The sequence below is a fragment of the Fontisphaera persica genome (assembly GCF_024832785.1).
Lineage (GTDB): Bacteria > Verrucomicrobiota > Verrucomicrobiia > Limisphaerales > Fontisphaeraceae > Fontisphaera > Fontisphaera persica.
On record NZ_CP116615.1, the window covers coordinates 2,478,666 to 2,495,019 of the forward strand.

General features: G+C 62.0%; 20 protein-coding genes. 8 read left to right on the forward strand and 12 right to left on the reverse strand.

Features of this window, described 5'->3' with window-relative positions:
• Positions 1–2 precede the first annotated feature (2 nt).
• Positions 3–587, reverse strand: a complete 585-nt coding sequence (locus NXS98_RS09085; RefSeq protein WP_283844642.1) for a preprotein translocase subunit SecD family protein — start codon at positions 585–587, stop codon at positions 3–5.
• A 62-nt stretch (positions 588–649) separates the two neighbouring features.
• Here NXS98_RS09085 and NXS98_RS09090 point away from each other — a divergent pair, with 62 nt between their 5' ends.
• From NXS98_RS09090 to NXS98_RS09100, 3 genes are all read left to right on the forward strand, one after another.
• Positions 650–772, forward strand: coding sequence for a hypothetical protein (locus tag NXS98_RS09090; protein ID WP_283844643.1), 123 nt, complete (start codon positions 650–652; stop codon positions 770–772).
• Positions 773–830: 58 nt separating this feature from the next.
• Positions 831–1,724 (forward strand): S-methyl-5'-thioadenosine phosphorylase, encoded by an 894-nt coding sequence (gene mtnP, locus NXS98_RS09095; RefSeq protein WP_283844644.1) that lies wholly within the window; start codon positions 831–833, stop codon positions 1,722–1,724.
• 63 nt (positions 1,725–1,787) lie between these two features.
• Positions 1,788–2,108, forward strand: coding sequence for an isoamylase early set domain-containing protein (locus NXS98_RS09100; protein ID WP_283844645.1), 321 nt, complete (start codon positions 1,788–1,790; stop codon positions 2,106–2,108).
• On the opposite strand, the gene tadA is transcribed toward NXS98_RS09100, so the two are convergent.
• From tadA to tig, 3 genes are read right to left on the reverse strand one after another with little or no spacing between them, the layout of a single operon-like run.
• Positions 2,091–2,600 carry a tRNA adenosine(34) deaminase TadA gene (gene tadA / locus NXS98_RS09105; RefSeq protein ID WP_283844646.1) on the reverse strand — a complete coding sequence of 170 codons (510 nt, stop codon included), beginning with the start codon at positions 2,598–2,600 and terminating at the stop codon, positions 2,091–2,093. The genes NXS98_RS09100 and tadA overlap by 18 nt on opposite strands.
• Complete coding sequence (locus tag NXS98_RS09110; RefSeq protein ID WP_283844647.1) at positions 2,593–3,096, reverse strand: NUDIX hydrolase; 504 nt, start codon at positions 3,094–3,096, stop codon at positions 2,593–2,595. Before NXS98_RS09110 ends, tadA begins: the two co-directional genes overlap by 8 nt.
• Positions 3,097–3,138: 42 nt before the next feature.
• On the reverse strand, positions 3,139–4,485 hold the full coding sequence (gene tig, locus NXS98_RS09115) for a trigger factor (protein WP_283844648.1): 1,347 nt from the start codon (positions 4,483–4,485) through the stop codon (positions 3,139–3,141).
• Positions 4,486–4,704: 219 nt separating this feature from the next.
• Between tig and NXS98_RS09120 the strand changes: the two genes are divergently transcribed.
• Both NXS98_RS09120 and NXS98_RS09125 read left to right on the forward strand, forming a co-directional pair.
• On the forward strand, positions 4,705–5,487 hold the full coding sequence (locus NXS98_RS09120; RefSeq protein WP_283844649.1) for a FecR family protein: 783 nt from the start codon (positions 4,705–4,707) through the stop codon (positions 5,485–5,487).
• A gap of 123 nt (positions 5,488–5,610) precedes the next feature.
• Positions 5,611–7,038: a hypothetical protein gene (locus NXS98_RS09125; protein ID WP_283844650.1), complete on the forward strand. Its 1,428-nt coding sequence runs from the start codon at positions 5,611–5,613 to the stop codon at positions 7,036–7,038.
• A gap of 7 nt (positions 7,039–7,045) precedes the next feature.
• Here the strand turns inward: NXS98_RS09125 and purD are convergent, their stop codons facing one another.
• Positions 7,046–8,347 (reverse strand): phosphoribosylamine--glycine ligase, encoded by a 1,302-nt coding sequence (gene purD, locus NXS98_RS09130; protein ID WP_283844651.1) that lies wholly within the window; start codon positions 8,345–8,347, stop codon positions 7,046–7,048.
• Positions 8,348–8,479: 132 nt separating this feature from the next.
• On the opposite strand from purD, the gene NXS98_RS09135 reads away from it, so the two are divergent.
• Positions 8,480–8,812 (forward strand): TFIIB-type zinc ribbon-containing protein, encoded by a 333-nt coding sequence (locus tag NXS98_RS09135; protein WP_283844652.1) that lies wholly within the window; start codon positions 8,480–8,482, stop codon positions 8,810–8,812.
• 14 nt (positions 8,813–8,826) lie between these two features.
• Here NXS98_RS09135 and NXS98_RS09140 read toward each other — a convergent pair whose 3' ends face one another.
• The 7 genes from NXS98_RS09140 to rpsP all read right to left on the reverse strand — a co-directional run bounded on the left by NXS98_RS09140 (position 8,827) and on the right by rpsP (position 13,231).
• Positions 8,827–9,018, reverse strand: a complete 192-nt coding sequence (locus NXS98_RS09140; protein WP_283844653.1) for a hypothetical protein — start codon at positions 9,016–9,018, stop codon at positions 8,827–8,829.
• Positions 9,003–10,415 (reverse strand): purine-cytosine permease family protein, encoded by a 1,413-nt coding sequence (locus tag NXS98_RS09145; RefSeq protein ID WP_283844654.1) that lies wholly within the window; start codon positions 10,413–10,415, stop codon positions 9,003–9,005. The genes NXS98_RS09140 and NXS98_RS09145 overlap by 16 nt, the downstream gene beginning before the upstream one ends.
• A 95-nt stretch (positions 10,416–10,510) precedes the next feature.
• Positions 10,511–11,452: a hypothetical protein gene (locus tag NXS98_RS09150; protein WP_283844655.1), complete on the reverse strand. Its 942-nt coding sequence runs from the start codon at positions 11,450–11,452 to the stop codon at positions 10,511–10,513.
• Between the two features lie 54 nt (positions 11,453–11,506).
• Positions 11,507–11,917, reverse strand: a complete 411-nt coding sequence (gene rplS, locus NXS98_RS09155) for a 50S ribosomal protein L19 (RefSeq protein WP_283844656.1) — start codon at positions 11,915–11,917, stop codon at positions 11,507–11,509.
• Between the two features lie 3 nt (positions 11,918–11,920).
• Positions 11,921–12,658, reverse strand: a complete 738-nt coding sequence (gene trmD / locus NXS98_RS09160; protein WP_283844657.1) for a tRNA (guanosine(37)-N1)-methyltransferase TrmD — start codon at positions 12,656–12,658, stop codon at positions 11,921–11,923.
• A gap of 32 nt (positions 12,659–12,690) precedes the next feature.
• Positions 12,691–12,960, reverse strand: a complete 270-nt coding sequence (locus tag NXS98_RS09165; protein ID WP_283844658.1) for a KH domain-containing protein — start codon at positions 12,958–12,960, stop codon at positions 12,691–12,693.
• Positions 12,961–12,979: 19 nt separating this feature from the next.
• The gene (gene rpsP / locus NXS98_RS09170) at positions 12,980–13,231 is read right to left on the reverse strand and encodes a 30S ribosomal protein S16 (RefSeq protein ID WP_283844659.1); all 252 of its coding nucleotides are present in this window, start codon (positions 13,229–13,231) and stop codon (positions 12,980–12,982) included.
• A 222-nt stretch (positions 13,232–13,453) separates the two neighbouring features.
• Between rpsP and NXS98_RS09175 the strand changes: the two genes are divergently transcribed.
• Both NXS98_RS09175 and NXS98_RS09180 read left to right on the forward strand, forming a co-directional pair.
• Entirely contained in the window at positions 13,454–15,166 is a 1,713-nt protein-coding gene (locus NXS98_RS09175) for a peptidylprolyl isomerase (RefSeq protein ID WP_283844660.1), read from the forward strand.
• 255 nt (positions 15,167–15,421) lie between these two features.
• The gene (locus NXS98_RS09180) at positions 15,422–16,267 is read left to right on the forward strand and encodes a prepilin-type N-terminal cleavage/methylation domain-containing protein (protein WP_283844661.1); all 846 of its coding nucleotides are present in this window, start codon (positions 15,422–15,424) and stop codon (positions 16,265–16,267) included.
• Positions 16,268–16,354 lie beyond the last annotated feature (87 nt).

Consider the following 16,354-nt stretch of genomic DNA (forward strand, 5'->3'; position numbering starts at 1 on the left):
CATCATGGCATCGGTTTCCGGCGGTCGAACCACGTCCCCTTTTTACGGGCCAGATTGTTCAACCCGCGCACAATCCGCTGGGTCTCCTCCAGGGAGGCATCCGGCGTGAATTCAAACACCCCATTGGTGGCCGGTTGCGTAATCACCGGCGCCGCCAGCCAGCGCGACTCGCCAAAGTCACTGTATATCGCAATGTGCCGGCTTCGCTGGGCTGTGGTCACCGATTCCAGCGCAATCGCGCCCGACCGGTCAAACTCCACCCGCAAAGCGTACGTGCCCAGATTGGTCACCACCTCCGCCTTCACGATGTTCGCCTCCCACAAAAAAGGCGAACGGTCTATGTGGAAGGTCATCGGATGATTCCGATATACCGTGATGGGAATGCACCGCGGCGTGCCGTCCGGATTGATTACATAATGAAATCGCAAAGTGCTGGCCTCCTTGCGGCTCTTGGACGTGCGCGCCGCCCCCGGCGCGGAGGGGGCCTCCGGCTCGGCCGTCCGGCACCCCGCCCACAGGCCGGCCGCCAGCACCGGCACCCAGAGCCACAAAATACTATTGAACCGCTGCGAGCAAATCTTCATCATTGCGGGCTAACAAACGTTATTCTTGCTTTCAAGTAAAGCAAAACGAAACACGAAAACGACCTATGAGCAAGCAATACAACAAACTGATTAAACGGCGTCGCCGCCTGGCCTACATCAAACGCCGCAAAGCGGCCGCCCGTGCCGCCGCTGGCCGCAAACCGGCCGCCGCGCCGGCAGGAGCCTGAGGCGCCATGGAACGCCGGTGGCTGCGCCCGCCACCGGCGCCCGCTTCCTCGCCCACGCATGAATGCGTCCCCTGCTGCCATTGGGGTCATCGGAGGCACCGGCCTGTATGACCTGCCCGGCCTGACTCAAACCCGCTGGGTCACCCTCAAAACCCCCTTCGGCCCGCCCTCAGACCAGTTGCTCACCGGCACCTTGGCCGGACGCCCCGTGGTTTTCCTGCCCCGGCACGGGCGCGGCCATCGCCTGCTGCCCAGCGAGCTCAATCACCGCGCCAACATCTGGGCCATGAAAAAATTGGGCGTGGCCTGGATTCTCAGCGTCAGCGCTGTGGGCTCCCTGCAGAAAAAATACCGGCCGCGGGACATCGTCCTGCCCGACCAGTTTCTCGACCGCACCAAGCAATCCGCCGCCCATACCTTCTTCGGCCGCGGCATTGTCGCGCACATCTCGTTTGCCGAACCCATCTGCCACGAGCTGCGCGCCATTTTGTATGATTGCGCCCGCGCCGAAAAAGCCCGCGTCCATAACGGCGGCACCTACGTTTGCATGGAAGGCCCCGCCTTCAGCACCAAAGCCGAGTCCCGCCTCAATCACCAGCTCGGCGGCGCCGTCATCGGCATGACCAACCTCGGCGAGGCCAAATGCGCCCGCGAAGCCGAAATCGCCTACGCCAACCTGGCCCTCGTCACCGATTACGATTGCTGGAGTCCGGAGGAGGAGCATGTCTCGCTCTCGGTTATCCTGGACAACCTCCACCACAATGCCGCCCTGGCTCGGGCCATCATCGCCCGAGCCATTCCGGAAATTCCCCGCCAGCCGGGTTGCAAATGCCAGCGGGCGCTGGAACATGCCATTTTCACCGACCGGAGTCTCTGGCCCGCCAAAACAGTCAAGGAACTGCAGCCCCTGCTGGCGCGCTTCCTGAGCCAAAAGAAAAAAAAACCAAAATAACCTTTGACGGCAGGCTTATTCCAAGCCATTTCTTACTGCCCTGCGCTTTGGATAGTGTGATTTATGAGTCGGCATTTTGATGTGAACACATACAGCCCGCTCCGGCGGGCCACGCCTCAGAAGGTCAAGAAACCCGTCAATTTCCTCTTTGTGGCCCCCCAGGCGCACTCCGTAACGGTATGCGGGGATTTCAATGATTGGAATCCCACCTCCCACCCTCTCAAACGCATGCCGGACGGCGCCTGGATGGCTACCATCGAACTGGCCCACGGCCATCACCGCTACGTCTTCATGGTGGACAACACCCCCCACCTCGACCCCCGGGCCCAGGGCATTGCCCGCAACGATAAAAACGAACGCGTCTCCTTAATCGCCGTGAGCTGACGCGCCCCCGCCCTTCAGGGCGCGCTGCCGCGCAAAAAACTCGCGCAACAGGGCGCGGCATTCCTCCGCGCGCACCAGGCCCGTGATTTCGCAGCGGTGATTGAACGTAGGAAACTGCAGCAGGTTTAACGCTCCCCCTGCCGCGCCCGCCTTGGGGTCCGGCGCGCCAAAAACCACCCGGCCCACCCGCGCATGCACCAGCGCCCCCGCGCACATGGCGCAGGGCTCCTTGGTCACGTAGAGCGTGCAATCATTCAGGCGCCAGTCCCCCACCGCCTCCTGCGCCTGCGTCAACACCAGCATCTCCGCATGCGCCGTGGCATCCTTCAGCAACTCCACCTGGTTGTAGGCCCGCCCAATAATCTGCCCCCCACGCACCATCACCGCCCCCACCGGCACCTCCTCCGCCGCAAACGCCCGCGCTGCCTGCCGCAAAGCCTCGCCCATGAAATAGGCATCGCTGTGCAAATCTATGATTGCAGGCTCACCCATGCGCTGGCCGGCTTTCTTCCAATGTCCATTCCCGCCGGCCATCGGGATGCACATGACAATACGCCGCAAAAAAACCGCCACGATGCCGCCAGAATAACGGCCAGATTTGCTCGCGATCGGTCTCCGGCAGCGGCAAACGCTCCAACCCCTCCCGGCTGATAAACGCAAACCGCCCCTCCCGAATGGGGGGCGGCGCCACGCTCAAGGGCGGGAGAATCTCAAACAAAAACATCAGCCAGTGCGCCTGGCCGGCGTACCCATGCTCACTCACCATCCCCACCAGATGCAATTGCGCCGGCGTGAGCTGCAACCCCAGCTCCTCCCGCGCTTCCCGGCAGGCGCACATGTACGGCGATTCTCCCTCGGCCGTGTGCAGCTTCCCCCCGGGCGGACTCCACAAACCCAGGTTGGGCTCCTGCGCCCGTTCCATCAAGAGCACGCGGCCCTCGCCATCAAACCCGTAAAGCAGCGTGGATATTTTATGGGGCATGCTCATGCTTCACCGGCCTTCCGCCCCGCCGCCAGGCCCCGGCGGCCCTCAAGCGCCCCCAGCCGGCGCCTCCCCGGCATCACCGGCAGCCGCGGGCGCCTTTTCAGTGACTTGCGCCTGGTCCACCACAAAATCCAGGGCTCGGTCGAGCAAGAGCCGACGATACACCGCCGACAGCTCCCCGCTTTTCTGCATCTCTTTCACAAGCTGCTCCGCCGGCACCTGACGCTGGTAGGCCAGATAGGTCAGGTATTCCGCCACCTGCTGCTGGGTAACCTGGATGTTTTCCGCCTGGGCAATTTTTTCCAGAATGAAATCCAGCTTCACCCGCACAAAAGCCGTGCCTTGGCTGGAGGAAAAGATGTGGTCTTTCTGTTCCTCGATCTGCTGCGGCGACAAGCCCCGTTGCTGCAAATTGGCCACCCGCTGGTACACCTCATTGCGCGTTTCCTCCTGCAGCGCCGTTTCCGGCAATTCAAAATTCACGGCCTGCACCAGATGCATCACCACCTGATTCACTATCTGGTTTCGCCGGCGGTATTTCACCTCGTTCTCCAAATCCTTCCGCACCCCCGCGCGCAAGGCCTCCACACTCTCCGCCCCCATCTGCTTCGCAAAAGCCTCATCCAAGGGCGGCACAAACGGCTCTCTAACCTCACGCACCTCCACTTCATAGGTCACGGTTTGCCCGGCCATTTCCTTCGTGGGATAATCCGCCGGATATGTCACTTGCAAGGTGCGTTTTTCCCCAGCGCCGGCCCCCACCAATTGCGCAAAGAAGTTCGGCCCCAATTCCCGCTGCGCCCCCACCCAGAAGCCCTTGGGCGATTCGTACATGGAGGTGTTGGCCCCCAATTTCTGCGAAATGGGCACCCCTTCCACGGTGGCCTTGGCATCAATCACCAGCACATCCTCCGCCGTCGCCACTCGCTCCACCGTCCGGTAACCTTTCTGCTGCTGCCGCAATGCCTCCAGGGCGTCCTCCACGTCTTTGTCAGTCACCGTGCGGGCCTCCACCGTCACGGGAATCTGGCGGTAATTGGGCAGTTCAAACTCCGGTTTCACCTCCACCGTCACCGTGAACTGCATCGGCTGGCCCCGGTTGAAGCTGACCGTTTCCACATCCTGAATGTGGTAGATTTGTATTTTTTGCTGCTCCACCGCGGCCTGAAAAAGGTCACGCACCAGTTTTTCGCGGGTTTCCTGGCTGATTTCCTTCTCAAACCGCCGCACCACCATGTCTTTGGGTGCCTTGCCGGGGCGGAAACCGGGCAAAGTCGCATGTTTGAGAAAATCACGTGTGACCTCTTCAAACCCCCTCTCCACCTCGTTGACATCCGCTTCCACCCGCAACAGACGTTTGCAGGGGCCAATATTTTCAACCGTTACGTTCACAAATCATGCCTTTCTATTGCGCTTGCGGGCCGGGCGGTCTCCTCCGCCCATCGCCCCGCGGCGAGTCGGTGAACATAGGGGACATCCCAGGGAGCGTCAACGCCGAAAAAAAGCAAAAACCGGCAAATTAAACGGTTGACAACCCGTGGTGAACAAGTAAAGTTCTCCCTACAAACAAAGTACATAAGTTACGTGCAACCAAGCAACGGGAGATATTTTATGAAATTCGCTCAACGTCTTATCGCGTGTGGGGTGGCGATGGTCATGGCTTGCTTGGCCTTGGAGGCTCAAGCCCAAGCCATGAAGGCCAGCAAAGCCAAGGTGCGCCAGGTGCGCGGGGACGCCCAATACAAGGCCAATGCTGCCGCCGACTGGGCCCCCTTGAAAACCGGCATGGTGCTCAATCCCGGTGCCATCGTTGAAACCGGCCGCGGCGCGCAAGTGGACCTTTTCCTGAGCGATATCGGCTCGGTGGTGCGCATCACCGAACTGACCACCATGGGCATTGACAAGCTCAATTACAGCCGCGCCGAGGACGAAGTGATTGTGGAAACCGAGCTGAACCTCAAGGCCGGCACCATCCTGGGCAATGTCAAAAAACTCGCCGCCGCCTCGCGTTACGATGTCAAGGTTCCCAACGGCGTCTGCGGTATCCGCGGCACGGAATTCAAAATCAGCGCCAGCGGCGTGGTTTATGTCATCAGCGGCGTGGTCCGTGTGACCTACACTCCGCCCGGCGGTCAGCCCATCGTGCGGGACGTCCAGGCCGGCCAGGTCTTCATCCCGCCGGCCGCTCCGGGCGAGCAACCGCAGGTGCGTACTGTCGAACCCAACGACCCGACCTGGCAACAAGTCAAGGATATGCCAGTTGTTACCCCGCCGCCTGAAATTCAGGTCGAGCCGCTGCCGGCAGCCAACCCGACCGAGCGTCCGACGCAGCAGCCGGGACATCCGACCGGCGCGCCCAACAGCGGCCCCTCTTCCCCGTCGCCTGGCAGTTAATTCCAAGTCGGCGTGAAACGCCCTTTCAACCCCTCCGGCAACGGAGGGGTTTTTTATTGCCCCGCCCCACCCGCAATAAACTCCGGCTTTTTCTTGCTTTTCCCCCGCCCTCAACCTGCTACCATGCCGCTCAACGCACCCATGAAAAAATGCCAATTATTGCTCTACACCACCCTGTGCGCCGCCGCCGGACCGGCCCTGGCCGCCGCGCCAGAACGCCCCTTCTACGTCCCCGAAAACCCGCGCTACACCATTGTGAGCAGCGTCGTGGACTCCCTCCGCTTCACCCTGCACAAAACCCTCAAGCCCGACACCCGCGGCCACCTGGTCAGCATCTCCAGCTTCGTCAACCCCGAAGGCGAAATCATGGGCTGGCATGATTTCGGCAATCTGGAAGGCCCCGGCTGGGCGGCCAACGCCGTCGGCGGCGCGCACGAAATCTATCGCTGGGGCCGGTTCATGGGCCAACCCGAATGGCAGCAAATGGCCCTGCGCATCCTCGACCATGTGCTGGACTGCGGTTTCATCAACGAAACCAACGGCTTCATCATTGGTTACCGCGAAACCACCACCGGCAAGTTTTGCCTGAATTACAAACATCACTCGGACTGGTTCTGCCCCGGCTCCATGGCCAAAATCGCCTACCAACTGCTCATTTTTGCTGAGGATTTGGGAAATGACCCGCGCGCGGCTCGGATGCTTCAAACCGCGGCCCGCACCGCCCAATGGATTGCCCAAAACGTGGAACCCGTCCCCAATGGCTGGTTTCCTCGCCGCACCACCCCGGACGGCAAGGTCTATCGCAAATCCCCCGACGGCGGCAACGACCCCTTCTGGCAAACCTCGGCCGACAGCTTGTTCATCCTGCAATTGCAAGCCGCCTTGACCGACCGCGGCCTGGCCGATTATCGCCCCGCCTTGCGTGAGAAAATCAGCGTCTTCATCAAAGCGGGCGGCATCTTTGGCAGCATCAATCACGATACCTACGACCCTCAGGAAAACGTGGCCTATGCCGTGGCCTTCCGCACGCTGCGCCTCGCCGCGCGCGTCCTTCAGGACGAATCCATCCGCCGCTTCGCTTACGACGTCTGCCTCGCCGGCCTCGACCAGTTCAAGATGAACGAAGACCGCAACGGCGTCGCCACCCGCGGATTATTGTACATGGAAAAATCCTGGGATACCGCCTACCTCTGGGAAAATGCCGAAGCTGCGTTGGCGTATTTTGAAGCCGCCGCCGACCACCGCCTCAGCAACCCCCGCCAGGCCCGTGAATGGGAACTAGACGGGCTCACCATCCTCCGCGCCATCGCCAAACACCATTACGGCCCTCATGGTTTCCTCACCGAAGGCGTGGACTGGAATGACCACGTGGGACAAAAACACCACATCAACCAGGCCAAATACGGCGCCATTCAATACACCGAGCCTTTCCTGAACAACCAGCACATCGCGGAGCCAACCCTCTTTTATCTCGAACGCCTGGCCGCCAAAACCGGCCGCGGCAAAAACCGGGTGTACCGCGACCTCGAAGGCAACCTCCTCTGGCGTTGACGCCGCCCTATTCCCGGTTTTTCAAGGCTTTCGCCGCGATGTCCCGCCGGTAATGCGCTCCGTCAAACCGGATGCGCTCCACTGCCGCGTAGGCCGCCTCACGCGCCGCCGGCAAATCCTTGCCCCACGCCGTCACCCCCAGCACGCGGCCCCCGCTCGTCACCACCCGCCCATCCGCCAGCGCCGTGCCAGCATGGAAAACCTTGGTATTCGGCCACGCAGCCACTGCCTCCAGGCCGCTGATGACCTTGCCCTTCTCGTACTTGCCGGGATACCCGCCACTGGCCATGATGACACAAACCGCCGTCATCGCATTGAACTTCAACTCCACTTTGGCCAACGTCCCCTCCACACACGCCATCATCAGCTCCACCAAATCATTTTCCAACCGGGGCAGATACACCTGCGTTTCCGGGTCCCCAAAGCGCGCATTAAACTCCAACACCTTCGGCCCCTGCCGCGTGAGCATCAGCCCCGGATACAAAATGCCCCGATAATCTATGCCCTCGGCCGCGCAGCCCTTCAACCACGGCTCCAGGATTTGCCGCACCACCACAATTGCATCCCCCGGCCCAAAAAACGGCGTCGGCGAATACGTCCCCATCCCGCCCGTGTTCAACCCCTGGTCACCATCCAGAGCCCGCTTGTGGTCCTGGGCGTCAGGAAACAGCTTGGCCGTCTTCCCATCACACAGGGCATGCAACGATACCTCCACCCCCTCCAGCAATTCCTGAATCACCACCCGCCGCCCCGCCTCGCCAAAAGCGCGCCGCACCAGAATCTCTTCAATGGCCGCATCCGCCTGCTGCATATCCCGGCAAATCAGCACCCCTTTGCCCAGCGCCAGCCCATCCGCTTTGACCGCGCATTTGCCCCCCAAACCAGCCGCAAATCGCGACGCCGCCGCCGGCTCCTCAAATATGCCGCTCCGAGCGGTGGCAATCCCATACTTCTCCATGAACTGCTGGGAAAAAACTTTCGAGGCCTCAAACTGCGCCGCCCGCTGATTCGGCCCCCAGATGCGCAGACCCGCCGCCTGAAACTGGTCCACAATGCCCATCGCCAGCGGATTGTCCGGCCCCACCACCGTTAAATCCGGCTTTTGCTCCCGCGCAAAGGCCAGCAGCCCCGGCAAATCCTCCGCGCCAATGGGCACGCATTGCACCAGCGCCCCATTGGCCGCCAGCCGCTCCTGCCCAATGCCCGCGTTGCCCGGCGCGCACCACATCTGGCGCGCATGCGGGGATTGCGCCAACTTCCACACCAGGGCGTGCTCGCGCCCTCCTGAACCCACAACCAAAATCTTCATGCCCGCGGATTGTGTCACGCGCCCCCCTTCTGGCAAAGCGCAAAACAGGCGCCGCCGCCGCTCGCCCCCCACGCCGTCCCCACCGGCCACCCCCTGCTGGACGCCTCCCCTCCCGTCCTATATCGTAACGCCATGGCAACCAATCTCATCGGCGTATGCCAGGCCTGCGGACGGCGGTTGGAATTTTCGGTGGAGCACAGCGGGCAATCCATCTCCTGCCCTCATTGCGGACGCCCCACCCGGCTGAAGCCTGCGCCTCCCGAATTGATTGAGGCGGCTCCTCCTGACGTAGCGCCCTCCCAGCCCCTCGCGGCCTCGGAAACCGAGCCGGAACCCGATGCCACCCAGCGCCGCCTTCAACGCAGTTACCTTAAGCTGGCGATCGTAACCGTGATTCTGCTGGCGCTTTTAATCGGCTTGGTTCAGGTGGCGGAATGGCTGCGCAACCAGGCCCACCAGCCCTGAACACGCCCGCTTCTTCAGGGGTCAGCCCGGCCCAGAAAACGCAACGGCAACGCCGCGGCAAACCACACCACCGTCCCCACCGTCAGCACCTGCTTGGCGGCCTCATGCCCCAAACGGCCCGCGCAAAACCACCAGACCGCCAGCAACATCACCACCAGCGCCATCACCGCAACGGCCAGCGCCACTATTTTCAAGCTTTTGGGCATACACGCGATTGCAGCCACAGGGAGAAAACCAAATACAACCCTCCCGCCATCAACCAGGCCGGCACTGCCAGGAAATAAACCTGAATCCCCAGCCACACATTCAGTGCCGCGCACAAATACAGCGTCACCACCCACGCCAGCCCGGCCGCCAGGTTGAATTTCAAGCCCCGCCGCTCCGCCAGGTTGGAAGCCAGACCGAATTTTTCCAGCAGATACACATCCACCATCACGATTGCTCCCATCGGCGCCAGAATCGTGCCGTACAAACCCACAAAATCCAGCAGCTTCATCACCAGCGCCGGAAAGATTGCCGCGCCCGTGGCCAGCGCCCCCGCCACCACCGTCAGGGCAAATCGTGAACGCTTTTGAAAGATGCTCTGAAAAGCCAGCCCCGCCCGGTACAGCGTGGGATTGGCCGTCGTCCACCCCGCAATCAGCACGCACAACACCCCCGCCACTCCCACCGCCTCATACGCCATGGGCCCCGGCGCCACTGTCGTGTTGTTGGGGTCCCGCGCAATTTGCAGAGCCAGCAGCAGCGACGCCGCAATCCACGCCATGAAATGCCCAATGAACATCCCCACCCCGGAAGCCGCGCCGTACGTCCACTTTTTGGCGTAACGGAAAATCGCCATGTCCACCAGCCCCAGATGCATCGCCGCGTTGCACGTCCACGCAAAAAACATCACGTGCCAGAACGTGAACTTCGGCTGCCCCGGAAACGGCTCGCCCCCCTTCCAGATGCGCGTCTTGGCCACCTCCCAAAACTCACCCGGCGAATGCACCCCCAGCGCCGGCAGGGTCACCAGCCCGCACGCCAGAAAAATCACAATCATCCACGGCACCGCCACCTCCGCCACCCGGGCCATGGCGTCATAGCCGCGGGCGGCCACGTACGTGAACACCGCCCCCACCAACACCACCCCCACCACCCACGCCACACTGTTGGGCATCCAATCCTGCAACCCCGGCATCTTCCATTGAAAGGGCACCCCCAGCGCCGTCACCCCCACCGATATCATCGCGCCCGCCAGAATGCAAAACAACACCCCGTTCACCACATTGTACAAGGTGACCAATTGCAGCCCGCAAACCTGCTCCAGCTTGCGGTACAACGTGACCCGCAGCCGCGTGGCCACCGGCGCGCAAATGAACAGCCAGCTCAGCGTCGCCAGCGCATTGCCCGCCAACAAACCGAAAATCAAATCAAACGCGCTCACCCCCGCCGCCAAAAACAGCGGACCAATCATGAACTCCGTCCCCGCCACATGCTCCCCCGCGTACATGGCAAGAAAGGAACGCAGACTCTTCCAGTGCGCAGGCGGCACCGGCACCCGCTCAAACTCATTAACGCCAGCCGCCACACTTTCCGGCGCCTGGCCTGTTTCAGTACTCATAGGGATGTCTGCCGCGCAATCAACCAGTTTTGGGCCATGGCGTCAATCCCGCAGCCACGCCCAGCCCCGCCCCACTCTTCGCCCCATCCCCTGCGTCAGGGCGGCGCCAAACGCAACCGTTGCGCCACCGGCTGGCGCTCCCACACCTCCAGCATTCGCATCACCCGCGCCCCATCCCGCCGGCGCCGCAGTTGCCTCGCCGCATCAGCCGGCCACTGCTCCAAACGATAATACACCGTGTCCACAATCGCCGTGGCCAGCGCCGGCATGCACCGGCAAATCACCGCGTGCGGCCCCCGCGTCCGCCCCTCCAAGTACACCATCGGCCCAAACACCACCGGCCCATCCTCCACCACCAGCGGCATGACCAGCGCCGGCGCCTCCGCCACCGCCGGCTCCACTGCGAAACGCCGCCCGGGCAGCCTTCCCCCAAAATGGCGCAAACTGGCGTGCTCCACCGAACCGGCCACATAAACCTCCTGCCGCCCTTGCGGCGCGGCCAGCATCTCCCAAATCACGGGAAATCCCTGCCGGTTCAACGTAATGCGCACCCCCTGCGCCGGCAATGCCTCGTCCGCCTCGCCCCCGGCATAAAGCCAGAGATACATCATCTGCGTGTGAACCACCCCTCCCCACGGCGTGGTACCCGCGCGAAAATAAACCACCGCAGAACTCCCGGCCGCCCCCGGCAGCGGCACACCAAAAGCAGCCCGCTGCCGCGCCACCTCCCCCGCCCCGGCGCCCGTGCTCTGCAAAATAAACGGCGCCAGCACCGTCTCCAATTTCTGGGTATCCTGAGAAACCGGTTTGAACAAAAGCACCGCCCCTGCCGTGTTGGTGGCCCGGTGATAGACGGCTTCCCCATCGAAGGTCGGCCTCGCCGCCTCCAGAACTCCCCCCATGAACCACGCCAGAACAATGGCGGCCAGCAGGATGCCCGCCCGACGCACGCCGCCCCGTCCCCGCCGCACGTGCGGTGCCCCTCCGCGCCCCTCAACCCGCGTGCGCGCCGCCCTTGACCAAGCTCTCCGGCGCATGGCGAAAAAAAACGGGCGAGAGGCCGCCCCCTCGCCCGTGGCATAAAAACAGCCTCAGGCCTTGGTGTCCGCCGCCGGTGCCTCGGCGGGCGTGCCCGGCACCACAATGGCGCGCTCCTTGCGCTCGCGCACCAGCATGGCCCCCTTCCCAATGCGCTTGCGCAAGTAGGTCAACTTGGCCCGGCGCACCACCCCGCGGCGCTCAATTTCAATCTTCTCAATGCGCGGTGAATGCAGCGGAAACACGCGCTCCACCCCTTCCCCGTAGCTGATGCGGCGCACGGTGAAGGTCTCGTTCAAACCCCGCCCGCGCCGGCCAATCACCACCCCGGTGAAGACCTGGATGCGTTCCTTGTCCCCTTCCACCACGCGCGTATGCACACGGATGGTGTCGCCCACCCGGAAATCCGGGCGGTCCTTCTTCAGTTGTTCCGACTCAATGCGATCCAATATTGCCTGATTCATAAATCATTCTTTTTCTTGGGGCGGCGGCCCTTTCGACCGCCGCTTCCTTTCTTCTGCCGCCGGCAGCGCCTGCCCCGCCAGCAAATCGGGCCGCCGCCGCCGGGTCCGCTCCAGCGCCTGGGCGGCCCGCCAGCGCGCAATCTCCGCGTGATTGCCCGACAACAACACCTCGGGCACCTTCCAGCCCCGGAATTCCGCCGGCCGCGTGTAGTGCGGGCACTCCAGCAAACCGTGGCTGAAGGATTCTTCCACCGCGCTTTGGTCATCCCCCAGCGCCCCCGGCAACAAGCGGGTCACCGCATCAATCACCACCATGGCGGGCAGCGCCCCATTGGTCAGCACATAATCCCCAATGGACAGCTCATCATCCGCCAGGTGCTCGTGCACCCGCTCGTCAAATCCCTCGTAACTGCCGCAGACCAGCAACAAGTGTTTCTCCTGCGCCAGCTCCCGGGCAATCGCCTGATTAAACAGCCGCCCCGCCGGCGTCATCAAAATGACCTTCGTCTCCGGCGTGCCCAGCGCTTCCACCGCTTCAAAGATCGGTTCGGGCTTCATCAACATCCCCGGCCCGCCCCCAAACGGACGATCATCCACGGTTTGATGGCGGTCGTGGGTGTAGTCCCGCAAATTAATAATCCGCAGCTCCAGCAATCCCTTGTCCCGAGCCCGCCGGATGATGCTCTCATCCAGCGGCCCGGCAAACATCCCCGGGAACAGGGTGAGCACATCAATCTTCATGGCCGCTGACGGCGGCCCGGGCCGCCTTGCCGTTACTCCCCGGCCGCAGGCGCGCCGGGCGCGGCGGCCTCTTCCTCCACGATCTCCAGCGCGCAGCGCAAGCCCTTCCGCGCCGCGCCCGCCTGCAACAACACCCGGATGGCGTTGATCATCGCCCCCTGCTTCCCAATCACCTTGCCCACATCGTCCGGATGCAGGCGCAACTCATAGACCGTGAGTCCGCCGCGTTCCGCCGGCGTAATGGTCACCTGCTCCGGGTGGTCCACCACGCCCTTGACCACGTATTCCAAAAAAGCTTGCATCGTGGCCCTCCCGGCCGGCTCAACCCGCCGCCGCCCGCTCCGCTTGCCGCAGGAAGGATTTCACCGTGTCCGTGGGCTGCGCCCCCACGCTCAACCAGTACTTGGCGCGCTCCAGATTCAGCGTCACCTTCTGGTCCTTGCGCCCGGGATGATACGTCCCCAGTTCCTCAATGAACCGGCCATCCCGCGGGCTGCGGCTGTCGGCCACCACCACCCGGTACACGGGGCTGTTCTTGGCTCCGATGCGTTTCAGTCGTATGCGTACTGCCATAGCTATGTTGATTCCCAAAAATCCACTCGACGGCACATGCCATGCGCCCTCCCGGCTTGCCCGCCGGACGGCGCCTGTCCGTCCAAAGAGCGCAAAGCCTAGACCTCGCCGCGCCCGTTGGCAAGTCCTGATTTTTGTTTTTTGCGTTTGACCTCCCGCCCGTCCCGCGGGTAGGCTGCGCGCTCTGTTGGCGCTGTTAATGCCACAGTTTTTGATAACCTTATGTTTGGGACCATTCGCAAGCACTCAACCTGGATGTGGGCCATCATCATCGTGGTGGTGGTCATCAGCTTCGTCATCTACTTCTCCCCCGACGCCCGCTACCACGTGCTCGGCCGCCGCGGAAAATCCGGGTTCCATGTCAACAACCGCCCCATCTCCGGCCCCGAATACGAAGACGCCCTCAACGAGGCCAAACTCCAGTTCTTCTTCCGCTACGGCACCTTCCCGGACCGCACCGACGAAATGGCCCGCCAGAATTTCCATCCCGAGGAAGCCGCCAACAGCCGCCTCCTCCTGGCCGAGCTGCTGCGCCAGATGAACATCCAGGTCGGCATCGAGGCCACCCTGCGCCTGCGCGATGAGCTCCTGACCCTCGCCACCGGCGGCCAAACCCGCGACATGGCCGCCGCCTTGAACGCCTTTGAAGAACAAGTGCTCCGCAAAAACCAGCTCAGCCTGCTCGACTTCGAGCGCTTCCTGCGCCACGAAGCCGGCCTCCAACACCTCGTCGAACTCTGCGGCATCGCCGGCCGCCTCACCACCCCCCAGGAGGCCGAAGCCATTTTCCGCCGCGAACACGAAGAACTCGACGCCGCCCTGGTCTATTTCAACGCCTCCAACTACCTCGCCTCCATCACCAATTTCCCCCCTGAGGCCATCAGCCAGTTGTACAGCAACCGCCTCGCCGAGTATGCCATCCCTGAACGTGTCCAACTGGTTTATGTGCATTTCCCCCTCACCAATTTCTGGTCCCAGGCCATCACCAACCTCACCCGCCAGACCAACATGACCGCCCTGGTCGCTTCCATCTACTCCCGCCAACCCACCAATTTCTGGAAAGACAAGGACGGCAACCCCCTCAATGAAGCCGACGCCAAGGCCCGCATCGAAAAAGACCTCATCGAAGACCAGGCCCGCCGCCTGGCCATGCGCGCCGTCAACGAATTCACCCACGGCTTCAACCTGGAAAAAACCAACACCCTCCAGGATTTCATCGCCCTCGCCGCCCGCAGCAACCTCACCGTCCACACCGCCAAACCCTTTGACCTCCTTGAAGGCCCCTCCGACTTGAAACTGCCCGAGCGCGCCATCCCCGTCCTCTACCGCCTCCAACCCGAAGACCCCGTCCTCATCAATCCCATCCCTGCCGAAGACGGCGCCTATCTCTTCGCCTTGAAACAACGATTGCCCCGCGAAATCCCCACCCTCGACGCCGTCCGCAATAAGGTCATCGAAGATTACAAACACGAGCAAGCCAAAGCCATGGCCAAATTACGCGCCGATATCTTCTACAACACCCTTACCAATGGCCTGGCCCAAGGCCAAAACTTCACCCAAATCTGCCTGGACAACGGCCTCCTGCCCATTGTCCTGCCCCCCTTCTCCCGCGTTTCCGGCGAGGTCACCAATCTGCCCCCCGCCGTCACCCTGAATGAAGTGCGCAATCTTCTGGCCGACCTCGCCCCCGGCAACGTCACCGCCATCCGCGAATCCCAGCACGGCTATTGGCTGGCCTTCCTGCGCCAGCGCCTGCCCGTGGACGAAAACAAACTCAAAAAAGAATTGCCCGTCTTCCTGGCCAATTTGCGCGAACGCCGCCAAAATGAAGCCGCCAACGAATTCATCAGCCGCCAATACCGCAACATCCCGGCGCGCCTGATGGAATCCAGCCGGACCGATGCCACCGCCAAAGGCCCCCGCCCCAAATCCTGAGCCGGTTGCCTGGAGGCCCGAAAGCAGTTTTTTTTCTAACCCATTTAAGACCGCCTTAATGGCCGGGTGAAAGCATCGCCCGGCCATTTTCTTTGTAAGCCATTTCCCTACAAGGCCTTAAGCATTTCACTCTCCATCAATCAACCGGCTTGCAAAGCCATGAAAATAGGCCTAAATTTTTCTTGCCGAAATCCGATAAAAGATATAGAAACGTAATAACTACTTAGCCGAACCGCGACTTTGATGAGCGCAAAAATGCATTTGCCCGCTTTGGTCTTGTGGCGCCAAAGCCGGGGAAATGGTTGTGGTGCAACCTCCGGGGGAGGAGGGCACGCCGCGTTCACGCTCATCGAATTGCTGGTGGTGATTGCCATCATCGCCATCCTCGCCGCCCTCCTGCTCCCCGTCATCAATCGCTCCGTCGAACAAAGCCGCAGCCTCGCCTGCCTCAATAATCTCAAACAATTGCAAATGTGCTGGCTGATGTACGTGGACGACAATGAAGGCTGGCTGCCCCCCAACAATTACGTGTACGACGTCAACCGCAAAGACTCCATCATGCGCGGCGTCTCCTGGTGTCCCGGCAACACCCGCCTCGATGCCGATACCCGCAACATCGAGCAGGGCGTCCTCTTCCAATACAACCGCAACACCAGCATCTACCGCTGCCCTTCCGACCTATCCACCATCGAAGATGAAAATGGCAACCCCTTGAACCAGCCTCGCACCCGCAGTTACAACATGAGCAGCGCCGTCAACTGCGACGTCGCCGCCGGTCTCATCCCCTCCTACAAAAAATACAGCGAAATCACCCGCCCCACGCCCGACCGCTTTTTTGTCTTCATTGACACCCATGAGGATTCCATCCTCGATGCCCACTTTGGCCTTTGCCAGCCCAATTCCTATTTTGGCAATGTCTGGTTTGACCTCCCGGCCAACCGCCACAATCAGGGCGCCAATCTCAGCTTTGCCGACGGCCACGTGGACCATTGGAAATGGGCCTGGCCCAAAACCTACCAGCGCACCCCGCAATCGGTGGCCAACGCCCAGGACCTGAAAGACATGCGCCGTCTCCAATCGGCCATGAAGCCGATGAACTAACCCGGCTTCCCTCCTCCCCACCGCTCCCGCAGCCGCTCAAAAATCCATTGGCACGCTCCCGCTTTTTCCCTATCTTCAGCCCCCTGA

What these genes read in the sequence shown, in the direction of transcription:
- NXS98_RS09085 (WP_283844642.1), bottom strand. Translation starts at nt 587, where the DNA reads ATGATGAAGATTTGCTCGCAGCGGTTCAATAGTATTTTGTGGCTCTGG.
- NXS98_RS09090 (WP_283844643.1), top strand. Translation starts at nt 650, where the DNA reads ATGAGCAAGCAATACAACAAACTGATTAAACGGCGTCGCCGCCTGGCC.
- mtnP (WP_283844644.1), top strand. Translation starts at nt 831, where the DNA reads ATGAATGCGTCCCCTGCTGCCATTGGGGTCATCGGAGGCACCGGCCTG.
- NXS98_RS09100 (WP_283844645.1), top strand. Translation starts at nt 1,788, where the DNA reads ATGAGTCGGCATTTTGATGTGAACACATACAGCCCGCTCCGGCGGGCC.
- tadA (WP_283844646.1), bottom strand. Translation starts at nt 2,600, where the DNA reads ATGGGTGAGCCTGCAATCATAGATTTGCACAGCGATGCCTATTTCATG.
- NXS98_RS09110 (WP_283844647.1), bottom strand. Translation starts at nt 3,096, where the DNA reads ATGAGCATGCCCCATAAAATATCCACGCTGCTTTACGGGTTTGATGGC.
- NXS98_RS09120 (WP_283844649.1), top strand. Translation starts at nt 4,705, where the DNA reads ATGAAATTCGCTCAACGTCTTATCGCGTGTGGGGTGGCGATGGTCATG.
- NXS98_RS09125 (WP_283844650.1), top strand. Translation starts at nt 5,611, where the DNA reads ATGCCGCTCAACGCACCCATGAAAAAATGCCAATTATTGCTCTACACC.
- purD (WP_283844651.1), bottom strand. Translation starts at nt 8,347, where the DNA reads ATGAAGATTTTGGTTGTGGGTTCAGGAGGGCGCGAGCACGCCCTGGTG.
- NXS98_RS09135 (WP_283844652.1), top strand. Translation starts at nt 8,480, where the DNA reads ATGGCAACCAATCTCATCGGCGTATGCCAGGCCTGCGGACGGCGGTTG.
- NXS98_RS09140 (WP_283844653.1), bottom strand. Translation starts at nt 9,018, where the DNA reads ATGCCCAAAAGCTTGAAAATAGTGGCGCTGGCCGTTGCGGTGATGGCG.
- NXS98_RS09145 (WP_283844654.1), bottom strand. Translation starts at nt 10,415, where the DNA reads ATGAGTACTGAAACAGGCCAGGCGCCGGAAAGTGTGGCGGCTGGCGTT.
- NXS98_RS09150 (WP_283844655.1), bottom strand. Translation starts at nt 11,452, where the DNA reads ATGCGCCGGAGAGCTTGGTCAAGGGCGGCGCGCACGCGGGTTGAGGGG.
- rplS (WP_283844656.1), bottom strand. Translation starts at nt 11,917, where the DNA reads ATGAATCAGGCAATATTGGATCGCATTGAGTCGGAACAACTGAAGAAG.
- trmD (WP_283844657.1), bottom strand. Translation starts at nt 12,658, where the DNA reads ATGAAGATTGATGTGCTCACCCTGTTCCCGGGGATGTTTGCCGGGCCG.
- NXS98_RS09165 (WP_283844658.1), bottom strand. Translation starts at nt 12,960, where the DNA reads ATGCAAGCTTTTTTGGAATACGTGGTCAAGGGCGTGGTGGACCACCCG.
- rpsP (WP_283844659.1), bottom strand. Translation starts at nt 13,231, where the DNA reads ATGGCAGTACGCATACGACTGAAACGCATCGGAGCCAAGAACAGCCCC.
- NXS98_RS09175 (WP_283844660.1), top strand. Translation starts at nt 13,454, where the DNA reads ATGTTTGGGACCATTCGCAAGCACTCAACCTGGATGTGGGCCATCATC.
- NXS98_RS09180 (WP_283844661.1), top strand. Translation starts at nt 15,422, where the DNA reads ATGCATTTGCCCGCTTTGGTCTTGTGGCGCCAAAGCCGGGGAAATGGT.